The 24,722-nt window shown below is 57.2% G+C and carries 25 protein-coding genes; 8 read left to right on the top strand and 17 right to left on the bottom strand.

The genetic code is table 11. From position 1 onward, the window contains the following. Positions 1-88 precede the first annotated feature (88 nt). The 4 genes from ACR0MJ_RS16150 to ACR0MJ_RS16135 all read left to right on the top strand — a co-directional run bounded on the left by ACR0MJ_RS16150 (position 89) and on the right by ACR0MJ_RS16135 (position 3,848). Positions 89-808 carry a helix-turn-helix transcriptional regulator gene (locus tag ACR0MJ_RS16150; RefSeq protein WP_170395826.1) on the top strand — a complete coding sequence of 240 codons (720 nt, stop codon included), beginning with the start codon at positions 89-91 and terminating at the stop codon, positions 806-808. Positions 809-891: 83 nt separating this feature from the next. Further along, positions 892-1,530 (top strand): acyl-homoserine-lactone synthase, encoded by a 639-nt coding sequence (locus ACR0MJ_RS16145; RefSeq protein WP_170513947.1) that lies wholly within the window; start codon positions 892-894, stop codon positions 1,528-1,530. A gap of 60 nt (positions 1,531-1,590) precedes the next feature. Continuing rightward, the gene (locus ACR0MJ_RS16140; RefSeq protein WP_480761753.1) at positions 1,591-3,123 is read left to right on the top strand and encodes an ATP-dependent DNA helicase; all 1,533 of its coding nucleotides are present in this window, start codon (positions 1,591-1,593) and stop codon (positions 3,121-3,123) included. Further along, complete coding sequence (locus tag ACR0MJ_RS16135) at positions 3,120-3,848, top strand: SDR family oxidoreductase (protein ID WP_480761752.1); 729 nt, start codon at positions 3,120-3,122, stop codon at positions 3,846-3,848. Before ACR0MJ_RS16140 ends, ACR0MJ_RS16135 begins: the two co-directional genes overlap by 4 nt. 3 nt (positions 3,849-3,851) lie before the next feature. On the opposite strand, the gene ACR0MJ_RS16130 is transcribed toward ACR0MJ_RS16135, so the two are convergent. The 13 genes from ACR0MJ_RS16130 to ACR0MJ_RS16070 all read right to left on the bottom strand — a co-directional run bounded on the left by ACR0MJ_RS16130 (position 3,852) and on the right by ACR0MJ_RS16070 (position 14,809). Further along, positions 3,852-4,616: a TIGR02186 family protein gene (locus tag ACR0MJ_RS16130; RefSeq protein ID WP_170395832.1), complete on the bottom strand. Its 765-nt coding sequence runs from the start codon at positions 4,614-4,616 to the stop codon at positions 3,852-3,854. Position 4,617: 1 nt separating this feature from the next. Further along, positions 4,618-5,538 carry a sulfite exporter TauE/SafE family protein gene (locus ACR0MJ_RS16125; RefSeq protein ID WP_170395834.1) on the bottom strand — a complete coding sequence of 307 codons (921 nt, stop codon included), beginning with the start codon at positions 5,536-5,538 and terminating at the stop codon, positions 4,618-4,620. A 260-nt stretch (positions 5,539-5,798) separates the two neighbouring features. Next, entirely contained in the window at positions 5,799-6,809 is a 1,011-nt protein-coding gene (locus ACR0MJ_RS16120) for an ABC transporter permease (RefSeq protein WP_170408321.1), read from the bottom strand. Then, the gene (locus ACR0MJ_RS16115; RefSeq protein ID WP_170513031.1) at positions 6,809-7,903 is read right to left on the bottom strand and encodes an ABC transporter permease; all 1,095 of its coding nucleotides are present in this window, start codon (positions 7,901-7,903) and stop codon (positions 6,809-6,811) included. The genes ACR0MJ_RS16120 and ACR0MJ_RS16115 overlap by 1 nt, the downstream gene beginning before the upstream one ends. 3 nt (positions 7,904-7,906) lie before the next feature. Beyond that, a complete protein-coding gene (locus tag ACR0MJ_RS16110; protein ID WP_170395839.1) occupies positions 7,907-9,436 on the bottom strand; it encodes an ABC transporter ATP-binding protein in 1,530 nt (509 codons plus the stop codon). An 81-nt stretch (positions 9,437-9,517) separates the two neighbouring features. After that, positions 9,518-10,516: a BMP family lipoprotein gene (locus tag ACR0MJ_RS16105; RefSeq protein WP_170395841.1), complete on the bottom strand. Its 999-nt coding sequence runs from the start codon at positions 10,514-10,516 to the stop codon at positions 9,518-9,520. 135 nt (positions 10,517-10,651) lie between these two features. Continuing rightward, positions 10,652-11,083 (bottom strand): GNAT family N-acetyltransferase, encoded by a 432-nt coding sequence (locus ACR0MJ_RS16100; RefSeq protein ID WP_480761751.1) that lies wholly within the window; start codon positions 11,081-11,083, stop codon positions 10,652-10,654. Further along, positions 11,080-11,670 (bottom strand): tRNA (adenosine(37)-N6)-threonylcarbamoyltransferase complex dimerization subunit type 1 TsaB, encoded by a 591-nt coding sequence (gene tsaB, locus ACR0MJ_RS16095; protein WP_480761748.1) that lies wholly within the window; start codon positions 11,668-11,670, stop codon positions 11,080-11,082. The genes ACR0MJ_RS16100 and tsaB overlap by 4 nt, the downstream gene beginning before the upstream one ends. Beyond that, on the bottom strand, positions 11,660-12,223 hold the full coding sequence (locus ACR0MJ_RS16090; RefSeq protein WP_170733587.1) for a NifU family protein: 564 nt from the start codon (positions 12,221-12,223) through the stop codon (positions 11,660-11,662). Before ACR0MJ_RS16090 ends, tsaB begins: the two co-directional genes overlap by 11 nt. A 69-nt stretch (positions 12,224-12,292) precedes the next feature. Next, positions 12,293-12,886, bottom strand: a complete 594-nt coding sequence (locus tag ACR0MJ_RS16085) for a 2-hydroxychromene-2-carboxylate isomerase (RefSeq protein ID WP_170612905.1) — start codon at positions 12,884-12,886, stop codon at positions 12,293-12,295. Between the two features lie 9 nt (positions 12,887-12,895). Next, complete coding sequence (locus ACR0MJ_RS16080; protein ID WP_074736907.1) at positions 12,896-13,351, bottom strand: universal stress protein; 456 nt, start codon at positions 13,349-13,351, stop codon at positions 12,896-12,898. A 73-nt stretch (positions 13,352-13,424) separates the two neighbouring features. Then, positions 13,425-14,288, bottom strand: coding sequence for a branched-chain amino acid aminotransferase (locus ACR0MJ_RS16075; protein ID WP_480761745.1), 864 nt, complete (start codon positions 14,286-14,288; stop codon positions 13,425-13,427). Between the two features lie 59 nt (positions 14,289-14,347). Then, entirely contained in the window at positions 14,348-14,809 is a 462-nt protein-coding gene (locus ACR0MJ_RS16070; protein ID WP_170423751.1) for an Lrp/AsnC family transcriptional regulator, read from the bottom strand. A 129-nt stretch (positions 14,810-14,938) separates the two neighbouring features. Here ACR0MJ_RS16070 and ACR0MJ_RS16065 point away from each other — a divergent pair, with 129 nt between their 5' ends. Further along, positions 14,939-15,988, top strand: coding sequence for a Glu/Leu/Phe/Val family dehydrogenase (locus ACR0MJ_RS16065; protein ID WP_480761743.1), 1,050 nt, complete (start codon positions 14,939-14,941; stop codon positions 15,986-15,988). A 66-nt stretch (positions 15,989-16,054) separates the two neighbouring features. On the opposite strand, the gene trpS is transcribed toward ACR0MJ_RS16065, so the two are convergent. Continuing rightward, on the bottom strand, positions 16,055-17,083 hold the full coding sequence (trpS, locus tag ACR0MJ_RS16060) for a tryptophan--tRNA ligase (protein ID WP_170626159.1): 1,029 nt from the start codon (positions 17,081-17,083) through the stop codon (positions 16,055-16,057). A gap of 86 nt (positions 17,084-17,169) precedes the next feature. Here trpS and ACR0MJ_RS16055 point away from each other — a divergent pair, with 86 nt between their 5' ends. Further along, complete coding sequence (locus ACR0MJ_RS16055) at positions 17,170-17,856, top strand: rhomboid family intramembrane serine protease (RefSeq protein ID WP_170395859.1); 687 nt, start codon at positions 17,170-17,172, stop codon at positions 17,854-17,856. A 6-nt stretch (positions 17,857-17,862) separates the two neighbouring features. On the opposite strand, the gene murJ is transcribed toward ACR0MJ_RS16055, so the two are convergent. Genes murJ through ACR0MJ_RS16040 form a run of 3 tightly spaced genes read right to left on the bottom strand, consistent with a single transcriptional unit; the run spans position 17,863 to position 23,352 of the window. Then, entirely contained in the window at positions 17,863-19,404 is a 1,542-nt protein-coding gene (gene murJ, locus ACR0MJ_RS16050; RefSeq protein ID WP_480761742.1) for a murein biosynthesis integral membrane protein MurJ, read from the bottom strand. Further along, a complete protein-coding gene (locus tag ACR0MJ_RS16045; protein ID WP_480761740.1) occupies positions 19,401-22,220 on the bottom strand; it encodes a [protein-PII] uridylyltransferase in 2,820 nt (939 codons plus the stop codon). The genes murJ and ACR0MJ_RS16045 overlap by 4 nt, the downstream gene beginning before the upstream one ends. Beyond that, positions 22,180-23,352, bottom strand: coding sequence for a penicillin-binding protein activator (locus ACR0MJ_RS16040; RefSeq protein ID WP_170395865.1), 1,173 nt, complete (start codon positions 23,350-23,352; stop codon positions 22,180-22,182). Before ACR0MJ_RS16040 ends, ACR0MJ_RS16045 begins: the two co-directional genes overlap by 41 nt. Before the next feature lie 87 nt (positions 23,353-23,439). On the opposite strand from ACR0MJ_RS16040, the gene rsmI reads away from it, so the two are divergent. Together rsmI and ACR0MJ_RS16030 are read left to right on the top strand one after the other, a co-directional pair. Next, positions 23,440-24,297 carry a 16S rRNA (cytidine(1402)-2'-O)-methyltransferase gene (gene rsmI / locus ACR0MJ_RS16035; RefSeq protein ID WP_480761738.1) on the top strand — a complete coding sequence of 286 codons (858 nt, stop codon included), beginning with the start codon at positions 23,440-23,442 and terminating at the stop codon, positions 24,295-24,297. A 1-nt stretch (position 24,298) separates the two neighbouring features. Beyond that, complete coding sequence (locus tag ACR0MJ_RS16030; protein ID WP_480761736.1) at positions 24,299-24,670, top strand: YraN family protein; 372 nt, start codon at positions 24,299-24,301, stop codon at positions 24,668-24,670. Positions 24,671-24,722: the final 52 nt, after the last annotated feature.

The raw sequence follows: 24,722 nt of genomic DNA, 5'->3' as shown, positions 1-24,722 counted from the left end.
AGCGCGCTGGCCGAGCAGCTTGACGACACAAGACTGATCGCCGCGGCCGAGATTGCGTCCTCAAAGGATGAGGCTTGCGCGCCCGCGAATGGGAAGAAAATTCGATTTGAGCCAGATCCTAGGGGATTTGGAAAGCACCAGCACGCTTGACGAGCTGACCAGCGTAGCAGTCCAGTTGCGGGACAAGCTGCAAATTGACCACATGACATATCATTGGGTTGATGGGGCCGGGGATCAATACGGGTTCACGACTTATTCGGATGCCTGGGATGAACGGTATCGAGACAGGAACTATCATCGTATTGATCCGGTTATTCTGGGTTGTTTTCAGCGATTTCACGCTGTGGACTGGAAACAGCTGAATTGGTCGGGCAAAGCAGTAAAGGCCTTCCTGCAGGACGCGCAGGAACATGGCGTCGGCAATCAGGGCTATTCGATCCCGCTGCGGGGGCCAGGCGGGCAATTCGCACTGTTTACGGTCAACAACAGCTGTGATGACATCGCATGGCAGGCATTTGTCGAAACGTATGGCCGCGATCTCATATTGGTGGCGCATTTCCTCAATCGAAAAGCGCTGGAATTTGCAAAAGAACGGCAGCCGGACAACATGCGGGGGCTCTCGCCCCGCGAAATCGATGCAATGACATTGCTGGCGCTGGGGTATAGCCGAGCGCAGGTGGCGCACTCGCTTTCCATTTCTGAGCATACGCTCAGGGCCTATATCGAAAGCGCACGATCAAAACTCGGTGCGCAAAATACGACTCATGCAATCGCCACTGCACTCAGTAGAGGATTAATAGTCGTTTAACGACCGTACGGTGGTCTCACCTTAAATTAACCACGTGTTCGTACCCCCTTTGTTCCAACTATGGACGATAAGGGGAACACGTCATGTTGCGTTATTTGTATGCCGATGAGCTGCATAACTTTCCGGAATTGGCCAGGGGGATGTTCAGGGATCGCGCGGATCAGTTCAAAACCCGCCTTGGCTGGGATGTTAAGGTTAACGAAAAGGAGGAAGAGCGGGATCAGTACGATGACCTGAACCCGCTCTATGTGATTTGGGAAGAGGCAGATGGCAGCCATGGCGGGTCCATGCGGATCCTACCGACGACCGGTCCGGTCATGGTGAACGACATATTCGGACATCTCACCGGGGGCAGTCCGATCCGAAGCCCACTAATCTGGGAGGTCACTCGCTTTTGCCTCTCGCGCAACGCCAGCGCTCATACCGCCGGGGCCATCATGCTGAGCGGCGGTGAGGTGATGGAAGGGTTTGGCCTGACCCACATAGCGGGCGTTTTTGATGCCCGCATGATCCGGATCTACCGTATGATCGGATCGTCTCCGGTGGTTTTGGGCACCGAAGGGAAAGGGCGCGATCAGATCTCGGTCGGCCTGTGGCCTTATTCAGCGGATGATTGCAACCGTGTAGCAGCCCGCGCAGGCATCCCGCGAGAGTTGTCGCGCCTGTGGTTCAAGACAGCATTTGGCCATGGCGCACAGCACCGGTTCGCTTTGTCGGCATAAGCATACGGAAAAACCAATCGGCATCTGGCAGCGCGCGGCGCGTCCCTGTAGGGTCGCGCCATGTCCTTGCCCCAAGTCACATTTTCCGAAGATCAGGCTGCCGCTTTTGACAACATTGCCGAGATGTTGCGAGGTGCCGGAGTAGACCTTGAAGACGACGCTCTGCTGAAACAGCCCGGCAGCGGAAAGTCTGGTGTGATGGCTGTTATTGGCAAGGCTGGATCGGGCAAAACCCTGTTGCTGGCAGAGCTTTACAAAGCTTTGGCCGAGACGGGGGTCAACCTGATCTCGGGCGATTTCGAAAGCCGCAAATCCCGCGACAAGCGCAGCCTTGCGATCCTCGCGCCGACGAACAAGGCCGCCAGCGTATTGCGGCTGCGTGGGGTGCCCGCGACGACGATCCATCGCATCCTTTATACGCCTGTTTACGACCCTGAATACGAGCGGATCGCCGAATGGCTCGCGGGCACTGACGAACGGCCCGAGATCGAAGGGCTGACAGACGAAGCGCTGGACCGCGCAGCCGCGTTCTATGCCAACAACAAATCCATCCCTGGTGCGCTGGCCGCTGCTGGGTTGCGCGGTTCGGATTTCATCACCGGCTGGAAACGTCGGGAAGAGCCGCTGGATATCGGTTTTGTGGATGAAGCCTCGATGCTAGACGACCGACAATTCGAGGATCTAAAGGAAATCTTCCCAACATTGTTGCTATTTGGTGATCCGGCGCAGTTGGCGCCGGTCAACCAATCGGGCTCGATGGTGTTTGACGGGTTGCCAGAGCCGCGCAAGCAAATCCTGCATCGCGTGCATCGGCAAACTGCGGATAACCCGATCCTAGACCTCGCCCATGCTCTGTCCGATCCGGCCATGGGGTTTGAGGATTTCGAACGTCTGATCGAGGACACTGCCCGAAAGGATGGCCGCGTTGTCTGGGGACAGCGGGTCGAGGTTGATCTGATGGCGCGCAGCCCGGTTCTTGTCTGGCGCAATGCGACCCGAATCCGGCTGATTCAGGCGTTCCGCACCGTACATGGCGCGCCGGAAACTGAACTACTGGAAGGGGAACCGTTGATTTGTGACGGCATTGAGCTGCCGTTGAAGCACCGCAAAAAGCGGCTGGACCTTGAGGCGCGCGGGCTGATCAAAGGCGCACAGGTCATCTATCTTGGCCCTGGTCGCAAGCCGGGTTTTTCGCGGTTGCATGTGATGGGGGCCGAAGACCCTCAGGTCTCGGCGGCGTCGATCGTGCAGATTGAAAAGCCCGATGAGGAGGAGCCGTTCATTCCCTATGCTGCCCGTATGGGGGCAACGTTCCTGCATGGTGCCGCTGTGACGATCCATAAGGCGCAAGGGTCGCAATGGGACACGGTTCAGGTCTTTGCGCCAGACATCTACGCAGCCGCCCGCATGGGCCGTACTGAGGCCGGGCAACCGTTGTGGAAGCGCTTAGCTTATGTCGCCATAACCCGCGCACAGGAGAGGCTAATCTGGGTAGTGCGGAACCGCTTGTCGAAACCGACCCACCCATTGCGTGTGGATGACCTGCGTGCGGTTGCGGCACCATCCCTGACATTGGAGGCGGAAGAGACATGAAGACGATCATAGTGACCGGTGCAAGCTCGGGCATAGGCCGCGCCACCGCCGAGCTGTTTCTGTCAGAAGGATGGACTGTCGGGCTTCTGGCCCGCAGCGCTGACAAACTTCATGCTATGGCACAGCATAACGCCTCGGCGATCCCGCTGGTTGCCGATGTGACTGACCCGGATGCCGTTGCAAACGCCTTCACTGCATTCACCCGACAGACCGGGCGATTGGACGTGCTGTTCAACAATGCCGGGATTTTTGCCCCTGGTGGCACCATCGACCAGATCGCGCTTGAGGATTGGTACAGCTCGGTCAATGTGAACCTGAACGGCATGTTCCTGTGTGCACGGGCTGCATTTGCTGCGATGCGGGCTCAGGCGCCGCAAGGGGGGCGTATCATAAACAACGGTTCAATCGCTGCTCATGTGCCGCGCCCGAACTCGGTGCATTATTCTGCGACGAAACACGCGATTACCGGTCTGACGCGCAGCCTGTCTCTGGACGGGCGGAGTTTTGGAATTGCCTGTGGTCAGATCGACATCGGAAATGCGCGCACCCCGATGGTGCAAGGGTTGGTCGATGAGGCGCTTGCCGAAGGCCGCGACCCTGATCCCACCATGGATGTCGGGGATGCCGCCCGCTCGGTACTGCATATGGCCGAACTGCCGCTTGAGGCGAATGTGCAGTTCATGACCGTTATGGCCACGACCATGCCCTATATCGGTCGCGGGTGACGATCAGTTCTCGCGCAGTAGGCGGAAGGCTGTCGAAGCGCCCCAACCGGCGGCAATCGCGATGGCCAGTGACATAAGCCCGTACCAAATGGGTTGTTCACGCGACATCGCGTACAAGAAACGCTCAAGCCCGACTTTGCGTACTCCGATCGAGGTTTCAAAGGTTGAGACCACCTTTCCGTCTCGCGTCAGGAAGATTCGGGCGCTGTAGTCGCCTTCGGTCAGGTCCGATGGCATATCGATTGATGTGCGGAACAACGTCTGTTCGTCCACAGCCACTGTGTTTTCCCGGATCGAATACAGCCCTTCATCTTCGCGGATGCGGATGACCGCCTCGGAAAAATCCTGTGCGCCCTGAATGCTCATGTCCGCACCGACCGACCGGATGGCACGCTCGATCGAAACCTTATAGCGTAGGTCTTCGGTCTGGGTCAGAACCTCGGAAAACGGGGCGCTGGTGGCAACGGCGTAAAAGCTTGGAGCCAGATCAACAACAAGGCTGTCGGTATTCACCCAGATCCCGAACCGTTTCTCTTTGCGGCGTACGGTGACAGGTTCGGATGGGCCGACCACCGATACGATGACCTCAAGCGGTGGACCGTCCGGGATTGGAGCTTCGCGCTTTACCGCGCCGAAAACCAGTATTTCGGACCCGTCAAAATTGGCGGTAATCGACACCCGATCCTGACTTAGGCCCAGAACAACCTGTTCTTCGGCTGCGTAGGCTGGCAGACAGATCAGACAAAGAAGAGCAATCAGACGCAGCATCTTAGTGCCCTCCCGCATCGCCAAGCGAATACAACTCGGCGGGTTGAAGCAGAAGATCAAGCGCCAGCTTGCCGCAGACGACAAGCACCAGAGCCGCCAACAAAACGCGCAGTTGTTCAGCCGGCATTCGGGCACCGATGACTGTTCCGATTTGGGCACCAACTACGCCACCGACGAGTAGAAGAACCGCCAACACGACATCAACTGTATAGTTGGTGGTGGCGTGCAGCATAGTGGTAAAGGCGGTTACAAAGATGATCTGAAACAGCGAAGTTCCGACAACAACCTTGGTCGGCATGCCCAATAGGTAGATCATCGCGGGCACCATGATAAAACCGCCGCCGACACCCATGATAGCAGACAGGACACCGACAAACAGGCCTACGACAAGCGGTGGAATGACCGAGATGTACAGGCCCGACGTCCGAAACCGCATCTTGAACGGCATGGCGTGCACCCAACCGCGCTGGCGTCGTTTCGGAGGCGGCGTGCCGCCTTTCCGCGTTTTTCTAATCGCGTTCAGGCTTTCGACAAACATCAGACTGCCGATGATGCCCAGAAATACGACATAGCAAAGTTTGACCAGCAGATCGACCTGTCCGAGGCTCTTGAGATAGTTGAAGACAACAACACCCAACGCAGCGCCTGTCAGCCCTCCGACCAAAAGGACTGTGCCCATTTTAAGGTCCACGGTTCGGCGCCTGAAATGCGCCAGTACCCCAGAAAATGATGAAGCAACAATCTGGTTTGCCTCGGTTGCGACCGCAACCGCAGGCGGAATGCCGATGAAGAACAGCAGTGGAGTCATCAAAAACCCACCGCCAACGCCAAACATTCCAGACAGAATGCCCACCATTCCACCCAGTCCAAACAGTAGAAACGCGTTTACGGATACTTCGGCAATCGGGAGGTAAATCTGCATGGCTTCTTCTAGACAGGAGAGGCCGTACCACGCGGTGTGGCAAAGCCATTGGTAACATAAATCTCAACAGACGAAGCGCGCGTGCCAGGTGGGGCCATCTAGTTGTTTCCGTGGCTCAACCTGAAAATAGTCGATAGCATGGCTGCGGAACTGATGCGGGACACGTCCATACCCCCTTAGAGCGGTTGCGGCATACAAAATCAACTCTGTATGCCGCTTTGCAGCAAACAGGACTGAGGGGCAGTCCTGAACTGGCTCTATCAGCGTTCCTTTACATATGGTTCGCCGCCTGCACGTGGCGGTATGGCCTTGCCGACGAACCCGGCAAGAATCACCACGGTCAGGATATAGGGCAGGGCGTCCATGACCTGCACCGGGATCACGACCCCGCCCAAATCGATGTTCTGGAACCGCAAGGCAATGGCCTGCAACAGCCCGAACAAGAGGCATGCCCACATCGCGTGCCACGGACGCCATTTTGCAAAGATCAAAGCAGCCAGTGCGATAAATCCGCGCCCAGCGGTCATCTCTTTCACAAAGCCTGCTTGCAGCGCGGTGGCCAGGTAAGCACCTGCGATGCCGCAAAGTACGCCGCAAATCGCAACCGCTGCGTAGCGGAGACCTACAACCGAAACTCCAGCAGTATCCACCGCCGCAGGATTCTCTCCGACCGCGCGCAGACGCAGCCCGAACCGGGTGCGGAACAGAATCCACCAGGTCAGTGGCACCATAAGGAAAGCCACATAGACCAGAATGGAATGGCCAGACAGAAGCTCGGAATAGGCCATATGCAGGGGATTGGTTTCAGACATCAGCTCGGAAACCGGACGGCCTGTCAGTTCGGCGTCAGCTGGTCCGATCGCATAAGGGAATTCTGCAGATTCAAACCGCCCTTCACCGAACAATGATGGCGTACGACCACCCTGCTTGAACCAGCTTTGGGCGACAAGAACGGTCATACCTGAGGCGAGAAAGTTGATCGCAACCCCCGAGATCAGCTGATTGCCCCGAAACGTGATCGACGCAAACCCGTGTAGCGCCGAAAGGACCAGAGATGCCGCGATCCCGGCCAGCAATCCCAGCCACACCGAACCGGTTACGGCGGCGACGGCAGCCGAGAAGAATGCTGACATCAGCATCTTGCCTTCAAGGCCGATGTCGAAGATGCCCGCGCGCTCAGAGTACAATCCGGCCAGACAGGCAAGCAGCAGAGGCGTAGCCAGTCGGATGGTCGAATCCAGAACCTGGATGAGTGTCAGGAAGAAATCCATCAGGCCGACCCCTTCCGAAGCGCCATGAACAGCTTTTCAAGCGGCATGCGCACCATGTTGTCCAGTGCTCCGGTAAACAGAATGACCAGCGCTTGGATGACCACGATCAGTTCGCGCGGAATCGATGTCCAAAGCGCCAGTTCGGCCCCGCCCTGATACAGAAACCCAAACAGAATAGCGGCTAGAAATACCCCGAATGGATGCGACCGACCCATCAGTGCCACGGCAATTCCAATGAAACCCGCGCCTTCGGTTGCGTTCAGCACCAACCGCTCGGCTTCGCCCATCACGTTGTTGACTGCCATCAGGCCCGCCAGAGCGCCCGAGATCAGCATGGCAATAATCGTGATGCGTACAGGCGAGATACCGGCGTAGACGGCACCGGTTTCCGAATGGCCGTAGGCGCGGATTTCATAGCCCAACCGAGTTCGCCAGATCAGCGCCCAGACAACAAAACACGCAAGGATTGCGACGAAGAACGAGATGTTGGCAGGCGCACCTCGGAAAACGATGTTTTCGGCGCTCGAGAACATCGACTGGAAAGTCGGGAGATGCACTGCCTCGGGGAAACGAGCCGTTGCTGGGTCTTGCGACCCTTGCGGGCGCATGACGTTGACCAGCATGTAATTCAGGAAAGCGGCAGCGATGAAATTGAACATGATCGTGGTGATCACGATATGGCTGCCCCGCTTCGCCTGCAGATAGGCCGGGATCGCGGCCCAGGCTGCACCGAAGATCATCGAAGCAGCACAGGCGGCCAGCAAAGCTATTGTCCAATGCGGCCAAGGAACCGATAGGCAGACGATGGCAACGCCCAGTCCGCCCAGCATGGCCTGACCCTCGCCGCCGATGTTGAACAAGCGCGCGTGAAAGGCAACTGCAACCGCGAGCCCGGTGAAGATGAAGTTCGTTGCGTAATAAAGTGTATAGCCCCAGCCGTAGGTTGACCCTAGGGCCCCAGTGACCATCAGATTTACCGCCTCAAGCGGATCTTCCCCGATGGCCAGGATCACGATTGCCGAAAGGATTGTGGCTAGAAGCAGACTGATTAGCGGGATCAGTACCACATCGGCCCATTTGGGCATTTTTTCCATGGTTCAGGCGGCCTCTCCTGCAACACCGGCCATCAGCAGGCCTAGTTCTTTTTCATCCGTCTCGGCGGGCAGACGCTCGCCCATGATATGTCCGTCAAACATGACCGCGATCCGGTCCGAGAGTGAGAAGATCTCTTCCAGCTCGACCGAGACCAGCAAGATTGCTTTGCCCTGATCCCTCAAGGCGACGATCTGTTTGTGAATGAACTCGATGGCACCGATATCCACGCCGCGTGTGGGCTGACCCACCAGCAGCAGATCGGGATTGCGTTCGATTTCTCGTGCAACGACGATTTTCTGTTGATTGCCGCCCGAGAAGCTTTTTGCCGTCAGCCAGCCATTGGGCGGGCGCACATCGAACTTCTCGATCTTGGCTTCGGTGTCGGCACGCAGGGCAGCGTTGTCCATGAACAGCCCGCGTTTGTAAGCAGGGTCGCGGTGGTAGCCGAACGCCACGTTCTCCCACGCGTGAAAATCCATGATCAGACCTTCGCGCTGCCGATCCTCGGGGACATGAGCGATATGTCGGGCGCGCCGCGCTTGCCCGTCCGATCCGGGGCCGTGCAACGCCAGAGGTTCGCCGTTCAGTTTGATCGAGCCTACCCCGGGTCGCATACCACCCAAAACTTCAAGCAGCTCGGACTGCCCGTTGCCAGCAACGCCCGCGATGCCAACGATCTCACCTGCGCGAACGGTTAGGTCGATGCCTTTGACACGCTCGACACCGGCCGAATCGGTGACACTGAGGTTTTCGATTTCCAGAACCGGTTTGCCCGGCTGTGCAGGCACCTTATCAACCTGTAGCAAGACCTTGCGACCAACCATCAATTCGGCCAGGGCCTGCGGATTGGTGTCAGCTGTTTTTACGGTGGCGGTCATCTCACCACGGCGCATAACCGAAACCGTATCGGTGTTCTCCATGATTTCGCGCAGCTTGTGCGTGATCACGATGATTGTTTTACCCTCGGACCGCAGCCGGTCGAGAATGCGAAACAGCTGGTCCGCCTCGGCAGGGGTAAGAACGCCCGTGGGTTCGTCCAGAATCAGAATTTCGGCCTTGCGGTAGAGCGCCTTGAGAATCTCAACCCGCTGCTGCATGCCCACACCGATCTCATCGATGCGTTTGTCAGGGTCGACGAACAGTTCGTATTCTTCCTCTAGATCTTTCAGCTCTTTCCGGGCTTTCGCCAGCGACGGAGCCAACAGCCCACCGTCTTCCGCACCCAGAACGATGTTTTCCAGAACGGTGAAATTCTCGACCAGTTTGAAATGCTGAAACACCATCCCGATGCCCGAGGCGATCGCCGCCTGGCTGTCAGGGATGTCGGTCTTGGTGCCGTTGATCCAGATTTCGCCTTTGTCGGCTTTGTAAAATCCGTAGAGGATGCTCATCAGCGTGGATTTGCCCGCTCCGTTTTCACCGATGATCCCGTGGATCGCTCCGCGGGCGACGCTGATGGAAATATCTTTATTAGCCTGAACCGGCCCAAAGGCTTTGGAAATCCCTTTGAGTTCAATGGCGGGGACGGTCATATCTTGTCCTTGGGTTGCCGAAAGGGCCGCATGCGGCAGAGTGGTGCAGGGCGGAGGCCATGGCCCCCGCCCCCAGTTACATCAGAACTGCAGTGCAGGGCAGCTGTCGTTCTCGTAGTAGCTGACAACGCTTACGTTGCCATCGATGATGTCGCGACGGGCACTTTCAATGGCCGAGCTCATTTCTTCGCTCACCAGTTCCGCGTTGTTTTCATCCATCGCAACGCCAACGCCATCTTGTGCAAGACCCATAGTGTAAACACCGGTCTGGACGTCTTCGCCAGCTTTCATGGCGTCATATACAGCAACGTCCACACGCTTGAGCATCGAGGTCAGGACCTTGCCCGGGTGCAGGTGGTTCTGGTTGCTATCGACACCGATTGACAGGATGCCTTCGTCGGCTGCGGTTTGCAGAACGCCAACACCGGTACCGCCCGCAGCGGCGTAAATCACGTCAGCACCCTGGCTGATCTGTGCTTTGGTCAACTCCGAGCCCTTCACCGGGTCGTTCCATGCTGCAGGGGTGGTGCCTGTCATATTAGCAACAACGTTGATGTCCGGGTTCACGGACTTCGCGCCTTGTGCATAACCACAACCAAAGTGACGGATCAGAGGGATATCCATACCACCGATAAAGCCCACTGTGCCGGATTGGGACGCCATCGCCGCCATCATGCCGACCAGGTATGATCCTTCATGTTCGGCAAATCCTATCTGGCGAATGTTCGGGGCTTCCAGCCAGGTCACGTCGACCGCAACGAATTTGGTATCCGGATAGTCACCTGCCACTGCAGCCAATGGATCGGCCATGGCGAAGCCCATTGTGATAATCGGGTTTGCGCCCGCTTCGGCAAAGCGGCGAAGCGCTTGTTCGCGCTGCGCTTCCGACTGAAGCTCGATCTCGCGATAGCTTTTGCCGGTCTGTTCCGCCCAACGCTGAGCGCCATTATGCGCGGCTTCGTTGAACGATTTGTCGAACTTGCCACCCAGATCAAAGATAAGGGCCGGTTCTGCCATAGCAGCACCTGCTGTTAGTGCAACCGCAGCGGCTGCGCCCATCAAGGATTTCATAAATGTCATTTGTTACTCCCGTTGGCTGTTATCGGTCCGGGGCTTAATCCCCCGGTACCCACTCAGAGCGAGCATACCTGTTGTGATGGCGGGAATTGAAGCTGTTTGCAACAGCTTCGGTCAACACATTTTTGACCATATGGTCTAAAAAAGCGAATATTTTTCGCTCAGGGGGCGTTCCATGACGATCGCATCGGCGTTTGGGCCACTTTTGCGATGATAATAGGCTGCGCGATTGCCGCATGGCGTGTATCCGCAGGTTTGGTACAGAGAGATCGCCGAATGGTTATCTGAGGCAACGTCCAGAAATGCACGGATTGCACCGAGTTCTCGTGCCTTGGCGTGCCAGTCTGCCATGATGCGCCGCGCCAGCCCGCGTCTTTGATAGTTTGGGTGTGTCGCGATGGTCAGCAGCTCGGCCTCTTCGCCGATCACTTGAATGAGGGCGAAAGACCGTTTGTCGCCAACAACATGGGTAAAGCGATTGGCGATCAGATTGCTGAATTCTTCAGCGCTCCACGGACGTGACTGTGTGAAGGCTGCGGCGTGGGTTTCTGCCATGTCCTGTGGTGTCATTCGTCCAAAAGCACCGGTGGTACATCGCTGGAAGGGGCCGCATCTGCAGAGCGGACATAAAGCGGAGCAGGTGGCGCTTGAACTGTCGTCCAACGACCAGCAGCCACCTGGGCGATCGCACGGGCCTGCTGTTCTGGGTCCTCGCAGAAATACAAGGGACCAATATCGTCAGCGGCATGACGTAAGGTTAGGTAAGGCGCGCGCCCCTTAGGCTGCACATAAACCTGATCGCGCGGTGCAGCTATCGCCGGGAGATGCCCGTCGGGCGCAATTTTCGCAACTGCATCAAACCCCGACACCCCAACCGCCGGCACACCAAGCCCAAGCGCCAACCCGCGCGCTGCGGATACCGAGATTCGGATGCCGGTGAAATTCCCGGGGCCGATTCCGACGCCGATCGCGTCAAGGTGCCGCCATGTGCAATTGTTCCGGGTCAGGATTTCTTCAAGCAAGGGCATCAACCGTTCCGCCTGCCCACGAGTCATCGCCTCGGCGTGCGATGCGATAATCTTGCCCCCTCGCAGCAAAGCGGCCGCGCAATGCGCGGCCGATGTATCGAATGCCAAAATCGTCGGATCAGACGGCAACAGGGCGAACCTCGGTCACTTCGGGGATGTAGTGACGCAACAGGTTCTCGATCCCCATTTTCAGCGTTAGGGTCGAGGACGGACAGCCCGCGCAGGCTCCCTGCATGTGCAGATAAACAACGCCGCGGTCGAAGCCGTGGAAGGTGATGTCACCGCCGTCCTGAGCCACAGCAGGACGCACGCGGCTATCCAGCAGATCTTTGATCTGGTTGACAATCTCTGCATCTTCGCCGGTGTGTTCAGCGTGGCCCGAGGCGGTCTCTGCGCCTGCGCCCATAACCGGTTGGCCGGACTGGTAATGCTCCATCACAGCGCCGAGAATTGCGGGCTTGATGTGATCCCACTGCACGTCATCAGATTTGGTTACCGTGACAAAATCGTTGCCGAAGAACACGCCTGTTACGCCGTTTACACCGAATATGCGTTTGGCGAGCGGTGATTTTTCTGCAGCGTCGACGCTTGGAAAATCAGCGGTGCCTGCTTCCAGAACCGTCTGGCCGGGTAGGAATTTTAGTGTGGCCGGGTTGGGTGTGGATTCGGTTTGAATGAACATGGCGCGGCTCCGTCTAAGATGCACCTGATATGCGCGTCCGTGCGGGGGAAGTCAAGATTTGGAACCGTTCTAAATTGCGGCGGCGTAAGAAATCGCATCATCCAGACGATCATCACCCCAGAACAGCTCGTCCCCAATAACGAAACTCGGCGCACCAAAGATGTGTTTAGCCTTGGCCTGAGTAACTTGCTCGAACAAGGCAGCCTTGATCGCGGGGTCGCTTATCCGATCCATCAGATCAGTCGAAACGCCAGATTTGGTAAGGCACTCAGCCAGAACCGCCGGATTCGATATATCACGACTGGAACCAAACTGTGCAGAATAGACAATGCGTACAAAGGCTGCCCGTTGATCAGCTGGTTCGATCGCCAGCGCTAGCCTTGCTGCTTTCAGGCTGTTTTGCGGAAATGGCTCGGGCCGCCGAAAAGGTAAATCGCGCGCGGCGCAAAGCCGTTCCATGTCCCGCCACATGTACCGACCTTTTGCAGGGTAGAGGTTGAACGGCGAGTTTTTCCATCCCTGTTCAGCAAAGATCGGCCCCAGAAGGAATGGGTGCCATTCTACGGCAACTCCATATTCCGAAGCCGCCTGCTGGATACGCATCGCGCTGAGATAAGAATAGGTCGATGCGAAGTCGAACCAGAACTGCAGCTTCGCGGACATAAATTCACCTCAGGTGATGGCTTCCAGCTTCTCTTTGCTCAGATCGCCGGGCACGATAGTAATAGGAATGGGCAAACTTCCAGAGTTCCGGGTCAGTTGTGTCACCAACGGTCCGGGGCCTTTTTTGTCAGTACCTGCACCCAGAACCAATACGCCGATCTCGGGATCGGATTGGACATGTTCAATGATTTCGGCCACCGGATCGCCTTCACGGATTGCCAATTCGGGCTCGACACCCTGTTTGTCGCGCATCCATTTGGCGAACACCTCGAAATGGGCGTGAATACGTTCACGCGCTTCTTCGCGCATCACCTCGGCAACACCGATCCAGTGGTTGAATTCGTCCGGTGGAATTACCGAAAGAACCGTAACCCCGCCGCCAGTATGTGCCGCACGCATAGCGGCAAAGCGCATGGCGTTCAGGCATTCACGGCTGTCGTCCAGAACGACTAGGAACTTGCGCATGTTTGTCCTCGTTTGTTTTCGGGATCATGCCTCACAGGGTAAGCAGTGGCAACTGAAACAGAAAAGGAGCAGATCAGCAATTGCTTGCAGCCCAATCCCAGTACATCTCGCGTGTGCGACGGGCGATTGGGCCCACCTGATACTGGGTGTCATCCAGCGCGGTGATTGGCGTCACTTTGCTCATGTTACCGCTCATGAACACTTCGTCCGCGTCGTGAAAGTCATCGAAACCCAGCACGGTTTCATGCACGGTTACCCCGTCGGCGCGCAGGTTTTTAATATGCCGCGCGCGTGTAATCCCGGCCAAGAATGTCCCATTGGGGATTGGAGTAAAAACCTCACCATCGCGCGCCATGAAGATATTTGCGGTCGCAGTCTCGGCCACATGCCCCATCGCGTCGGCCACAAGGGCGTTTGAAAAGCCTTTGCTGCGTGCCTCCTGCAACATCCGGGCATTGTTCGGATACAGGCACCCTGCCTTTGCGTTGACCACAGCGGATTCCAGAACAGGGCGGCGGAACCGAGTGGTTGTCAGCGTCGCCGAGGCGGTTTTGGGTGCCATTGGGATTTCTTCAAGACAGATGGCAAAGCCAGTGCTGTTTTCCTGAGGGACGATGGCGGTGTGATCCCCGTCGATGCCCCAATACATGGGGCGAATGTAAACGGCGGTGTCAGGTGCGTAACTCTGTAACCCTTCGTGAACCAGATCGACCATCTGTTCGGTTGTTACAGAAGGTGTCAGCATCAGCGCCTCGGCTGAACGGTTCACGCGGGCACAATGGGCATCCAGATCCGGGGTCATTCCATCAAAGTACCGGGCACCGTCAAACACCGATGAGCCCAGCCATGCGCCATGGTCAGCAGCGCGCATGATCGGTGCGTCCCCGTCATGCCATTGGCCGTTGAAATAGGTGCGGATGTTTTTGCCGACTGCCATTGCGCCCTCCCTCAAGCTTCGGGGAAACCTAGGTTGGGGCTGACGCAAGGTCCAGCAGATTATCCGTGGTGCTGAGGCAGCGCTTCGCGTTTGACCATGGTGCGCAAAGCGAAGTTTGATCGTAGGTTTCGAATGCCCGAAATTTTCATAAGCCGGTTTTCCAGAAATGCATCAAACGCATTGAGGTCTTTGGCAACCACGCGCAGCAGAATGTCGCGTGATCCGGTCATGAGGTAGCATTCCATCACCTCGTCGCAGCGACGAATGGCCTTTTCGAAGGAATCGATGGCGTTGCGATCCTGTTTCTCCAACTCGACAGACACAAAGATTGTGACGCCGAATCCAAGCCGCTCGGGGTCGACTTGTGCGGCGTAGCCGGTGATAATCCCGTCCCGCTGTAGTCGATCCAAACGCCGTGCGCAGGGTGTCGGGGACAGCCCGACATGCTCCGCCAAATCGATGACAGTCATACGGCCATCGTTTTGAAGGGCGCGGATTATCTTGGAATCGATATCATCCATGGCGAAAAACTCCACAAAAGTTTTCAATTTTAGATGTTAGCACCAAAAATTTCCCTGATATAGTGACAAAAGGGTGAAAATCACTCGACGATAGGTGGCAAACTCTCGGAAGCACTCCGGAGGAGAAGAATGGACATCACCATCGTAGACGCGCCAGAGCACGAGCGCGTGGTCGAATTCAAAGATAACTCACTTGGTCTATTGGGCTACATCGCGATCCACTCAACGCAATGTGGCCCCGCTGCGGGCGGTGTGCGTATGCGCCCTTACGGCCACCCAGCCGAGGCCCTGGACGATGCTTTGCGACTGGCAAGGGGCATGACGTTCAAGAACGCCGCGGCTGATCTGCCGCTCGGGGGAGGCAAGGCTGTCATTATCGGGGATCCTCATGAGGATAAATCACCTGAACTTTTGCAGGCCTTTGGGCGCGTGATTCAAGGTTTGAACGGTCTGTACTGGACGGCAGAAGATATGGGTATGACGCCTGCAGATATGGCGCATATCGGGTCTGAAACCGAATTTGTGGCTGGGCTGGCGGAAGGTGAGTTCGCCAGCGGTGATCCGTCTCCGATAACGGCGCGCGGGATATTCAATGCTATCCGGGTGACAGCGCAGCACCGGTTCAGGCTTTCTGGCCTTAAAGGCCTGACGGTATCGGTTCAGGGTCTTGGCCATGTAGGCGAGCATTTGTGCCAGTTGTTGCACGATTCTGGTGCGCAGTTAATCGTAACTGACATCGACACCCGGCAAGCGGCCCGCGTGGCCGAACGGTTTGCGGCACGGGTCGTTGCACCCGATGCGATCTACGGCGTTGAAGCGGATATCTTTGCGCCTTGTGCGATCGGCGGCATCCTGAACGAAACGAGTATTCCATTACTGAAAGTCGGCGCTGTGGCCGGAGGGGCAAATAATCAGTTGTCCAGCGATCGGGACGCGCAGTTGCTCCACGAGCGTGGCATTCTTTACGCCCCTGACTTCGTCGCCAATGGCGGTGGTATCGTGAATGTGGCGACGGAAATCCTCCGTGTCGCAGAGCGTGAAGCTTGGGTCGCCGGTAGGTTGCAGGCGCTGGAGCAGACGATGGATCGCATCCTGACACGGGCCAAAGCCGAAGCGGTCAGCCCGCACGAAGTTGCGGAATCCATCGTGCACGAGATGCTGAGCCTGCAGGCGGCATAAGAGCCGACGGAACTAAAAACGCCGCCCGAGATAGGGCGGCGTTCTTTTTGGATTGCGATCGCGTGGTCAGGACTTGCCCGCGCCGACCATCCCTACAATCTCGTAGGTCTGCTGCAGAATCGGGGCCGCGATTGCACGTGCCCGTTCAGCACCTCGGGCGAGAATCTGATCAATCTCGGCCTCTTCGCCCATCAGGCGCGCCATTTCGGTTGAAATGGGCGAGAGTTTCGAGACCGCAAGCTCTGCCAACATTGGCTTGAACTCACCGAATTGCTTCCCGCCAACCTCAGCCAGCACTTGTGCGGCCGTCTGGTCGCTAAGCGCGGCATAGATATTCACCAGATTGCGCGCCTCGGGACGGTCTTCAAGGCCATCGATCTCCGACGGCAAAGCGTCCGGATCGGTCTTGGCTTTACGGATCTTCTTGGCGATGGCATCGGCATCATCGGTCATGTTGATCCGCGTCATATCAGACGGGTCTGACGACGACATCTTCCGGGACCCGTCACGCAGGTTCATCACACGGGGCGCAGGCCCACCGATGACCGGTTCGGTCACCGGAAAGAAATCGACGCCATAGTCATGGTTGAACTTGATTGCGATGTCGCGCGTCAGTTCCAGATGTTGCTTCTGGTCTTCACCAACAGGCACATGGGTCGCGTGATAGACCAGAATGTCTGCCGCCATCAGGGCAGGATAGGCGAACAGACCCAAAGAGGCGTTCTGCGCATTCTTACCGGCCTTGTCCTTGAACTGTGTCATTCGCTGCATCCAGCCGATACGGGCGATGCAGTTGAAGATCCATGCCAGCTGAGTATGCTCGGGCACCTGGCTTTGATTGAACAGGATGGATTTCTCGGGATCCAGACCAGCGGCAATGAACCCCGCGCAAACTTCGCGGGTCTTTTCACGCAGACGATCCGGATCTTGCCAGACAGTAATCGCGTGGAGGTCGACCATGCAGTAGACGGTCTCGTATTCCGGCCCCTGCATATCCACGAAACGTTTAAGTGCACCCAGGTAATTACCCAAGTGCAGGTTTCCTGAAGGCTGGATGCCGGAAAACACGCGCGGCGTGAATTGGGTCTCGGTCATCGAAGGAAACTCCTGTCTGGAAAAATCAGCCCCCGTCGCTTACCCATGAGGCCAAGGGACGTCAACAGCCGCGAAAGGCCAGCCCAATGAGCAGTGAGCATTATACACCGCCCGTGAACCCTCTGCCGCCGGTCGTGGTGGCGCTGGTTCTGTTCATCATCGGGATTGAACTGATCTTCTTGCTTGGCAGCAGGGGCTTGGTCGGTGGGCCAACCGCCGTTGGTTGGCGGCTGGATGCGCTGCAGCAATATACGTTTTCGCCCGATATCTTCGATTGGATGGTTCAGAACGGGCGCTGGCCGTTCGAACATGCGATCCGCTTTGTCACCTATCCCTTTGTTCAGGCCAATTTCACGCAAGCAGTGTTTGTCTGCGTGTTTGTGCTGGCGATGGGTAAGATGGTTGCCGAGGTCTTTGGCAGTGTCGCCATGCTGATCATTTTCGTGCTGTCTGGCGTAGGCGGAGCGCTGGCCTACGCGGTGCTGCTGAACCCGCCTTATCCTCTGGTTGGCGGGTTTCCTCCGGTTTACGGGCTGATCGGCGCGTTCACTTGGCTGCTGTGGCGCAAGCTTTCTCTGGTGGGTGAAAACCAATCGCGCGCATTCAGCCTGATCGCGGTTCTTATGGGCATTCAGTTGCTGTTCGGTCTGATCTTCGGTGGGACCTCGGATTGGGTCGCCGATCTGGGCGGTTTTGCCACCGGTTTTGGTTTGTCTTTCTTTCTGGCTCCGGGTGGCTGGGCACGCATCCTCAGCAAAACGCGACGCGATTGATGCGCATTAGCTTCGGCGCAGCGCTGTGCGGAACTCCGAAATCCGGAAGGCGCCAAAGATGTGCCCCAACAGGAAGTAGGCCACCGCCGCAGTTACAATGAGCACGAGCAGCGCAAGGTAACGCCAGCCTGGTACTTCGAACGTCCAGCCGAAGAGGTTAATGGCCGCAAACAACACCACCCCCATGCCAGCCGATGCCGCCACGACCCGCCAGATCCGCTGTTTGAACCGGTCATCAAATCGGGCTTCGTCGCCCATTCTGCGCGCGCCGATTGCAAGCAGCACAACCATGGCCCAGCCAGCAGTCGACGCTGCGATTGCGGGCGCAATCCACCCGACAATGGGATAAAGCCCAAAGGCAAGTCCGGCATTCACCACCATCGCAACCACTGCGTATCGAAACGGTGATTTGGTATCTTCGCGGGCGAAGAACAAAGGTTGCAGTAGCTTCTGCAGCATGAATGCGGGCAGCCCGATACCATAGATGGCCACGGCCAAGGCGGTCGCCGCTGTATCTTCGGCGCTGAACTGGCCACGTTGGAACAGGACCGAGACCAACGGGCCGGGGATGATCATAAAGGCAACCGTTGAAGGCAAGGTCAGCAGCAGAGTAAACTCTCCGGCCCGTGAAAAGGCATTGCGTGCTCCATCTTTGTCGTCTGCACGCAGGCGGCGTGACAGGTCGGGTAACAGCACGATGCCGACGGCGATGCCAACCACTCCGAGCGGCAGTTGATACAAACGATCTGCGGCAAACAGCCAACTGACTGCCTTTTCGGTTTTTGATGCCACAAGCTGTCCGACCACAAGATTGACTTGCGTTACGCCCATGGCCAACGCCGCAGGAACCGCGATCCGCACCATGCGGCGCATTTCCGGGCTGAGCTTTGGCCAACCGGGCCGAATGCGAATTCCCGCGCGTTCAGTCGCAATCCAGACAAGCGCTAATTGCGCGATGCCTGCGACTGGGATGACCGCGATGAGCAAGCGTATGATTTCTCCACCAGATATCGCGCCAAAGATTAACGCGGAGCAGGCGAATATGTTCAGCAGCACAGGAGCGGCGGCTGCAGCGGCGAAGCGCCCGGTAGCGTTCAATACTCCGGAAAACAGCGCAGCGAGGGACATAAACAGGATGTAGGGGAACACGACGTAACCATAATCCACCGCCAGATCGAAGCGTTCATCACCATAGAATCCTTCGGCGGTTATCCAAACCAACGCGGGCATGAAGACCATCGCCAGACCGACTAGCGCGAGCACCGCCACTGCCAACAGGTTAAACGCATCCTGTGCGAAACCTTCGGCGTCTTCACCGCCTTCAAGGCGTTTTGAAAACATTGGAACAAAGGCTGCGTTGAATGCGCCCTCGGCAAAGAAGCGGCGGAACATATTGGGTAGTCGGAAGGCTGCGACGAAAGCGTCCATCACCGGTCCGGGCCCGATATAAGCGGTCAGCAGGATTTCCCGCAAGAAGCCCAGAATGCGGCTTGCCAAGGTCCAGAACCCAACGGTGAAAAAGCCCGAAATCAGGCGGATCGGCTTCATGATGCGGCCCGCTCGGCACCTTCGGTGATGGCCGCGCGCAGCTTGGCTTCCAACCCGCGTTGCTTGGCCTCAGAGTGGTATTTCAGGCCGAACATATCCTTGACATAGAACGTGTCGACCACCTGTTCGCCATAGGTGGCGATCACTGCGTTCGCGATATAGACATTGGCGGCTGCCATCGTGCGCGTCAAATCATATAGCAGTCCGGGCCGGTCGCGGGTGTCGACTTCGATGATCGTGTAAATCTCTGAACCTTCGTTGTCGAAGGTGATATGGGTCGGGACGTTGAAGGCGCGTTCGCGCTTCTTGATCTTGTCGCGGGATTTCAATGCGTCCCGTGCGACCACCTCACCCCTGAGTGTCTTGTGAATCATCTGGGTCAGCCGAGGCAGGCGCGTGGCCTCGAAGGGATGGCCCTCGGCGTCCTGAACCCAGAACGCATCAGTTACATACCCGTCTTTCGTCGTATAGCTGCGGGCATCAACCACATTGGCTCCGACAAGGGCAAGTGCCCCCGCAATGCGAGAAAAAATACCCGGATGATCACCCATGGCAAAACACGCGCGGGTGGCGTCGCGATCCTCATCCGGATGCAGACGGATTTCTACGTCACCAGGATCGCCGCTGTCCTCCAGCGATTTCAACATTTCCGCGAATTCGACATGTGTCGAAAGGTTCAATCCCTGCCAATATGGATCATAATGCCGCCCGGTTTCGGTTTTCAGGTCAGATTTGGACCAGTTTTCCAATTCGGCCCGCAACTGCTTTTTCGCACCATCTCCACGATTGGCTCGGTTAAGCGCCTCCATCCCGGATTCCAGTGCGTGTTTGGTGTCAGCATGCAAAGCGCGCAGCAATGTAGCCTTCCAGTTGTTCCAGGTCGTTGGTCCGACACCGCGGATGTCACAGACTGTCAGCACCGTCAGCAAGTCCAGCCGTTTGACGGTTGCAACAGCTTTCGCGAAATCGCGGATTGTGCGCGGGTCTGAGATGTCGCGTTTTTGCGCCATATCGGACATCAGCAAGTGATAGCGTACAAGCCATTCGACGGTTTCCGAATCCGCCTTGCTCAGCCCTAATCGTGGTGCCACTTTGCGCGCGATTTGCGCACCCAGAATCGAATGATCTTCGGGGCGTCCTTTGCCGATGTCGTGCAGCAACAGAGCCACGTATAGAACCTTTCGGCTAACACCACCCTCCAGGATGGATGACGCCAAGGGCAGTTCCTCGATTAACTCTCCTCGCTCGATCTGCGCCAAATTGACGATGCACTGGATCGTATGCTCGTCCACCGTATAGCTGTGATACATATTGAACTGCATCATCGCCACGATGTGCTCAAACTCGGGCAAAAAGGCTGACAGAACCCCCAACTCGTTCATTCGTCGCAGGGCACGTTCGGGGTTGCCGTGTTTCAGCATCAGATCAAGAAAGATGCGCCGCGCCTCTTTGTCGTTGCGCATCTCATCGTCGATCAGGTTCAGGTTGGCCGTCACCAACCGCATTGCGTCGGGATGGATCAGCATACCCGTGCGCAAACCCTCTTCGAACAACCGTAACAGGTTGACCTTGTCTGACAGGAACGTGTCAGGGTCCGCGATATCCAGACGGCCATGGACCACGCGGTAACCGGCCTTGACGCGGGGGCGACGGCGGAAAATACGTTCCAGCAAGGCCGCGCCCTTCATGTGCGAGGCTTCCAGTTTGGTCAGGAAAATCCGTGTCAATTCGCCCACACGGGTGGCTTCGCGGAAATAGCGTTGCATGAACACCTCGACGGCGCGCCGACCGGCGCGGTCTTGATATCCCATACGATCGGCCACCTCGACCTGCAGATCGAAGGTCAGTTGTTCCGTCGCGCGGCCTGTCACCAGATGCAAATGAGACCTGACGGCCCAAAGGAATTCTTCGGCTTGCGCGAACTCGTCAAACTCTTCGGGCGTAAAGAGGCCCATAGGGACCAGTTCGGCCACATCCGTTACGCCATAGATATATTTTGCGATCCAGTAGAGCGATTGCAGGTCGCGCAAGCCGCCCTTGCCCTCTTTGACATTGGGTTCGACCATATAGCGTTCACCCTGCTTCAGGTGCCGCTCATCGCGCTCTTTCAGCTTGGCTTCGATAAATTCCCGCTCGGTGCCTTTGAAAAGATCGGTCTTCAGGCGCGCTTCAAGTTCTTGCGCAAGGGGCTGATCCCCGACGAGATACCGTTGTTCCAGCATGGCGGTACGGATGGTGAAGTCATCGGCCCCCAGACGCAGGCAATCTTTGATCGTGCGTGAAGAGTGACCGACCTTCAGCCGCAGATCCCAGAGAATATAGAGCATGGATTCGATCACGCTCTCGGCCCAGGCGGTGATTTTGTACGGCGTCAGAAAAAGCAGATCTACATCGGATGACGGTGCCATCTCACCCCGGCCATAACCTCCCACTGCCAGCACGGCGATTTTCTCGCCTTGCGTGGGATTTGCCAGCGGATGCAGATGCTCGCTGGCGATGCGCATTGCTGTGCCGACCATCTGGTCCGTCAGATAGGTATAGGAATGCGTCAGCGGCAGTGCATCAAATGGGCGCTCGGCAAAGGCGTCCGCAATCGCCTTGCGGCCTGTCTTTTGCGCCTCTCGCAGAATGCGCACCGTCTCGGCGCGCAAGGCTGCGTTATCCGAACTGTTTTCAACAGCGGCGGACAGGTTGGCATTGACCTCGGCGTTGTTAAAAATCTCGTCAGCCGCGCAGATCAGATTGACATCGGGCGCAGAGCCCTGCGCCGGTCGATTAGAATCCGGCGCCAGAGAAGCTTTGTGGGGCAGGGTCAATCACAACCACCTGTTTGTTCTGGATCGTGGCAACAGCCAGACCGCGTTCGTTCGTACCGTTCGGTCGCAGGCGGAAAATACCGCCGACACCCTGAAAACCGGCGTTCTGGGTTAATGCTGCACCTGTCAACGCGTTCGATTTGCCCTGGCTTACCAAGGCTCCGATCGCAGCGATTCCGTCATAGGCAAGCCCGCTGATCGGGTGTGGTGCCTCACCGTAGGTGTTGTTGTAACGCTGGCGATACGCCTGTGCCTTTGCCGGATCGGGAAGTGCGAACCAGCCACCTTGTACGCCAGGCAATTCCAGCGTTTGGGCCGGAATGTCCCAACGTGTCAGGCCGATATACTGAGTTGTCGCAGGCGACACACCAGCCTCGGGCAACAACTGGCTGTAAAGCGGCAGCGCGCCTGCGGTTGTCGCGGTCAGGAAAATTGAATCCGCGCCGGTCGAATCGACCGTTGCTTTGATCGCCGAAACCGAATCGATCACGCCCTGCTGTGACCGGTCATATCCAACTGTGCCCGCATTGTTGACGCGGCTGTTGCTGAGCGCGGCAGCGATGGCAGACTGGCCTAGCTGGCCCGCTGAGTCATTGCTGTGCACAATGACAGTACTGTTTTTACCCTGCTGTCCGGCGTAGTTCACCAGCCTGTTGGCCGTGTTCTGGAAAGTGGGGCCAAGCACATAGACATTGCCGCCCGCAATACTGGTGTTGTTCGAGAAGGACAGCACGTTCACATTGTTGTTTAGCACCGCAAGTCCTGCCGCGTTTGCGGCTTGTGCGTACACTGGCCCAAGAATGATCTTGGCCCCGTCCGCTACAGCTTGCTGTGCAACCGCCGAGGCCGTTCCGGCATTGCCGGCCGTGTCGTAGACGCGCAGATCAATCTTGACGTTCGGCAAATCCGCTATAGCCAGCCGCGCTGCGTTCTCAAGGCTACGGGCAAGGGCCGCATCGCCAGACTGAGGTGATCCGCTTGGGACCAACAGGGCCACCGGAACCGGGTCAGAGGTGTCGATCGAGGGGCCTCCGCTGATGCCGCCGACTTCACAGGCGGCCAGAAAAGCGGCCGTGGCCAGTACAATGGCGGATTTCGCCAGTTTGCGTGCGGGCTTGCAAACGGTAAACATCTAAAAGAAAACTCCCTGATCCGGCGTCTGAGGGCACCTTGGTCTATTGAACCGCGATAATAAACGTCACGCTGTGAGGGTCCAGCTTTGAATTTCCAAAAGATCAGATTGGCCACTGGGCTGTACTTTATTGCCACCCCAATCGGGACGGCACGCGATATTACGCTCAGGGCGCTCGATGTTTTGGCCTCGGCAGACATGATTGCTGCCGAAGATACGCGCAGCTTGCGACGTTTGATGGAAATCCACGGCGTGCCGCTCGAAGGGCGCCGCATATTGGCCTACCACGATCACAGCGGCGCGGGCGCGCGGGGCAAAATACTTGAGGCGCTGGAACAAGGGCAATCGGTGGCTTACGCGTCCGAGGCGGGAATGCCGCTGATCGCCGATCCCGGCTATGATTTAGGCCGCCAGGCGGCTGAGGCTGGGCACAACGTGACATGTGCACCGGGACCGTCTGCTGTTTTGACGGCGCTGACGTTGGCGGGGCTTCCCACGGATGCATTTTTCTTTGCCGGGTTCTTGCCCAATGCCTCTGGCGCACGGCGTTCACGAATCGAATCCCTGCGCAGCGTCCCCGGAACGCTTGTCTTCTATGAATCGCCGAAGCGCGTGGCTACCTGCCTCTCTGATCTCGCGGATATTTTGGGTGGAGACCGACAGGCGGCCCTGTGCCGTGAACTCACGAAGAAGTTTGAAGAAACTCGCCGAGGGACGCTCGCTGATCTGGCAACAGAGTACGAGGGCGCATCGGTAAAGGGCGAGGTGGTTCTGCTTGTGGATCGCGCCCATTCGCAATCTGTTAAGGACTCTGACGTAGAAGAGGCATTGATAAAAGCTTTGCAAACGCATTCGGTGCGTGATGCGGCAGATTTGGTGTCAGAGATGTTCAGCCTGCCGCGCCGCCCGATCTATCAGATGGCTCTGAAGCTGGGAAAGGGATGATATGGCACAGAGATCCGTTCGGGGTTCTGTATCTTATCACGCTGGACAATCCGCCGAACTTTGCGTGGCCGCCGAATACGTGCGCCGGGGTTATTCAATCGCAAGACGCAGGTGGCGCGGTGCTGGCGGTGAAATAGATCTGATCGCGCGCAACGCAGATGGGTTGGTCTTCATTGAGGTTAAGAAAAGCCATAGTTTTGACCGTGCAGCCGCTCGGATTAGTCGCCGACAGATGGATCGAATTTGCGCATCCGCTGCCCAGTTTCTTGAACAGGAGCCTGCTGGTCAGCTGACGAATACTCGGTTTGATGCGGCACTGGTTGATGACACTGGAACTGTTCAAATCATCGAAAACGCCTTTGGTTTGGACTGACCCCCATTGAACCCGTCAAGCCTCTGCGCCATGTATCGAGCGTGGAATTGAG

The organism is Ruegeria sp. C6 (assembly GCF_056537625.1).
Note: the sequence above shows the minus strand (reverse complement) of the source record. Positions and strands in the feature narration are given on the sequence as shown.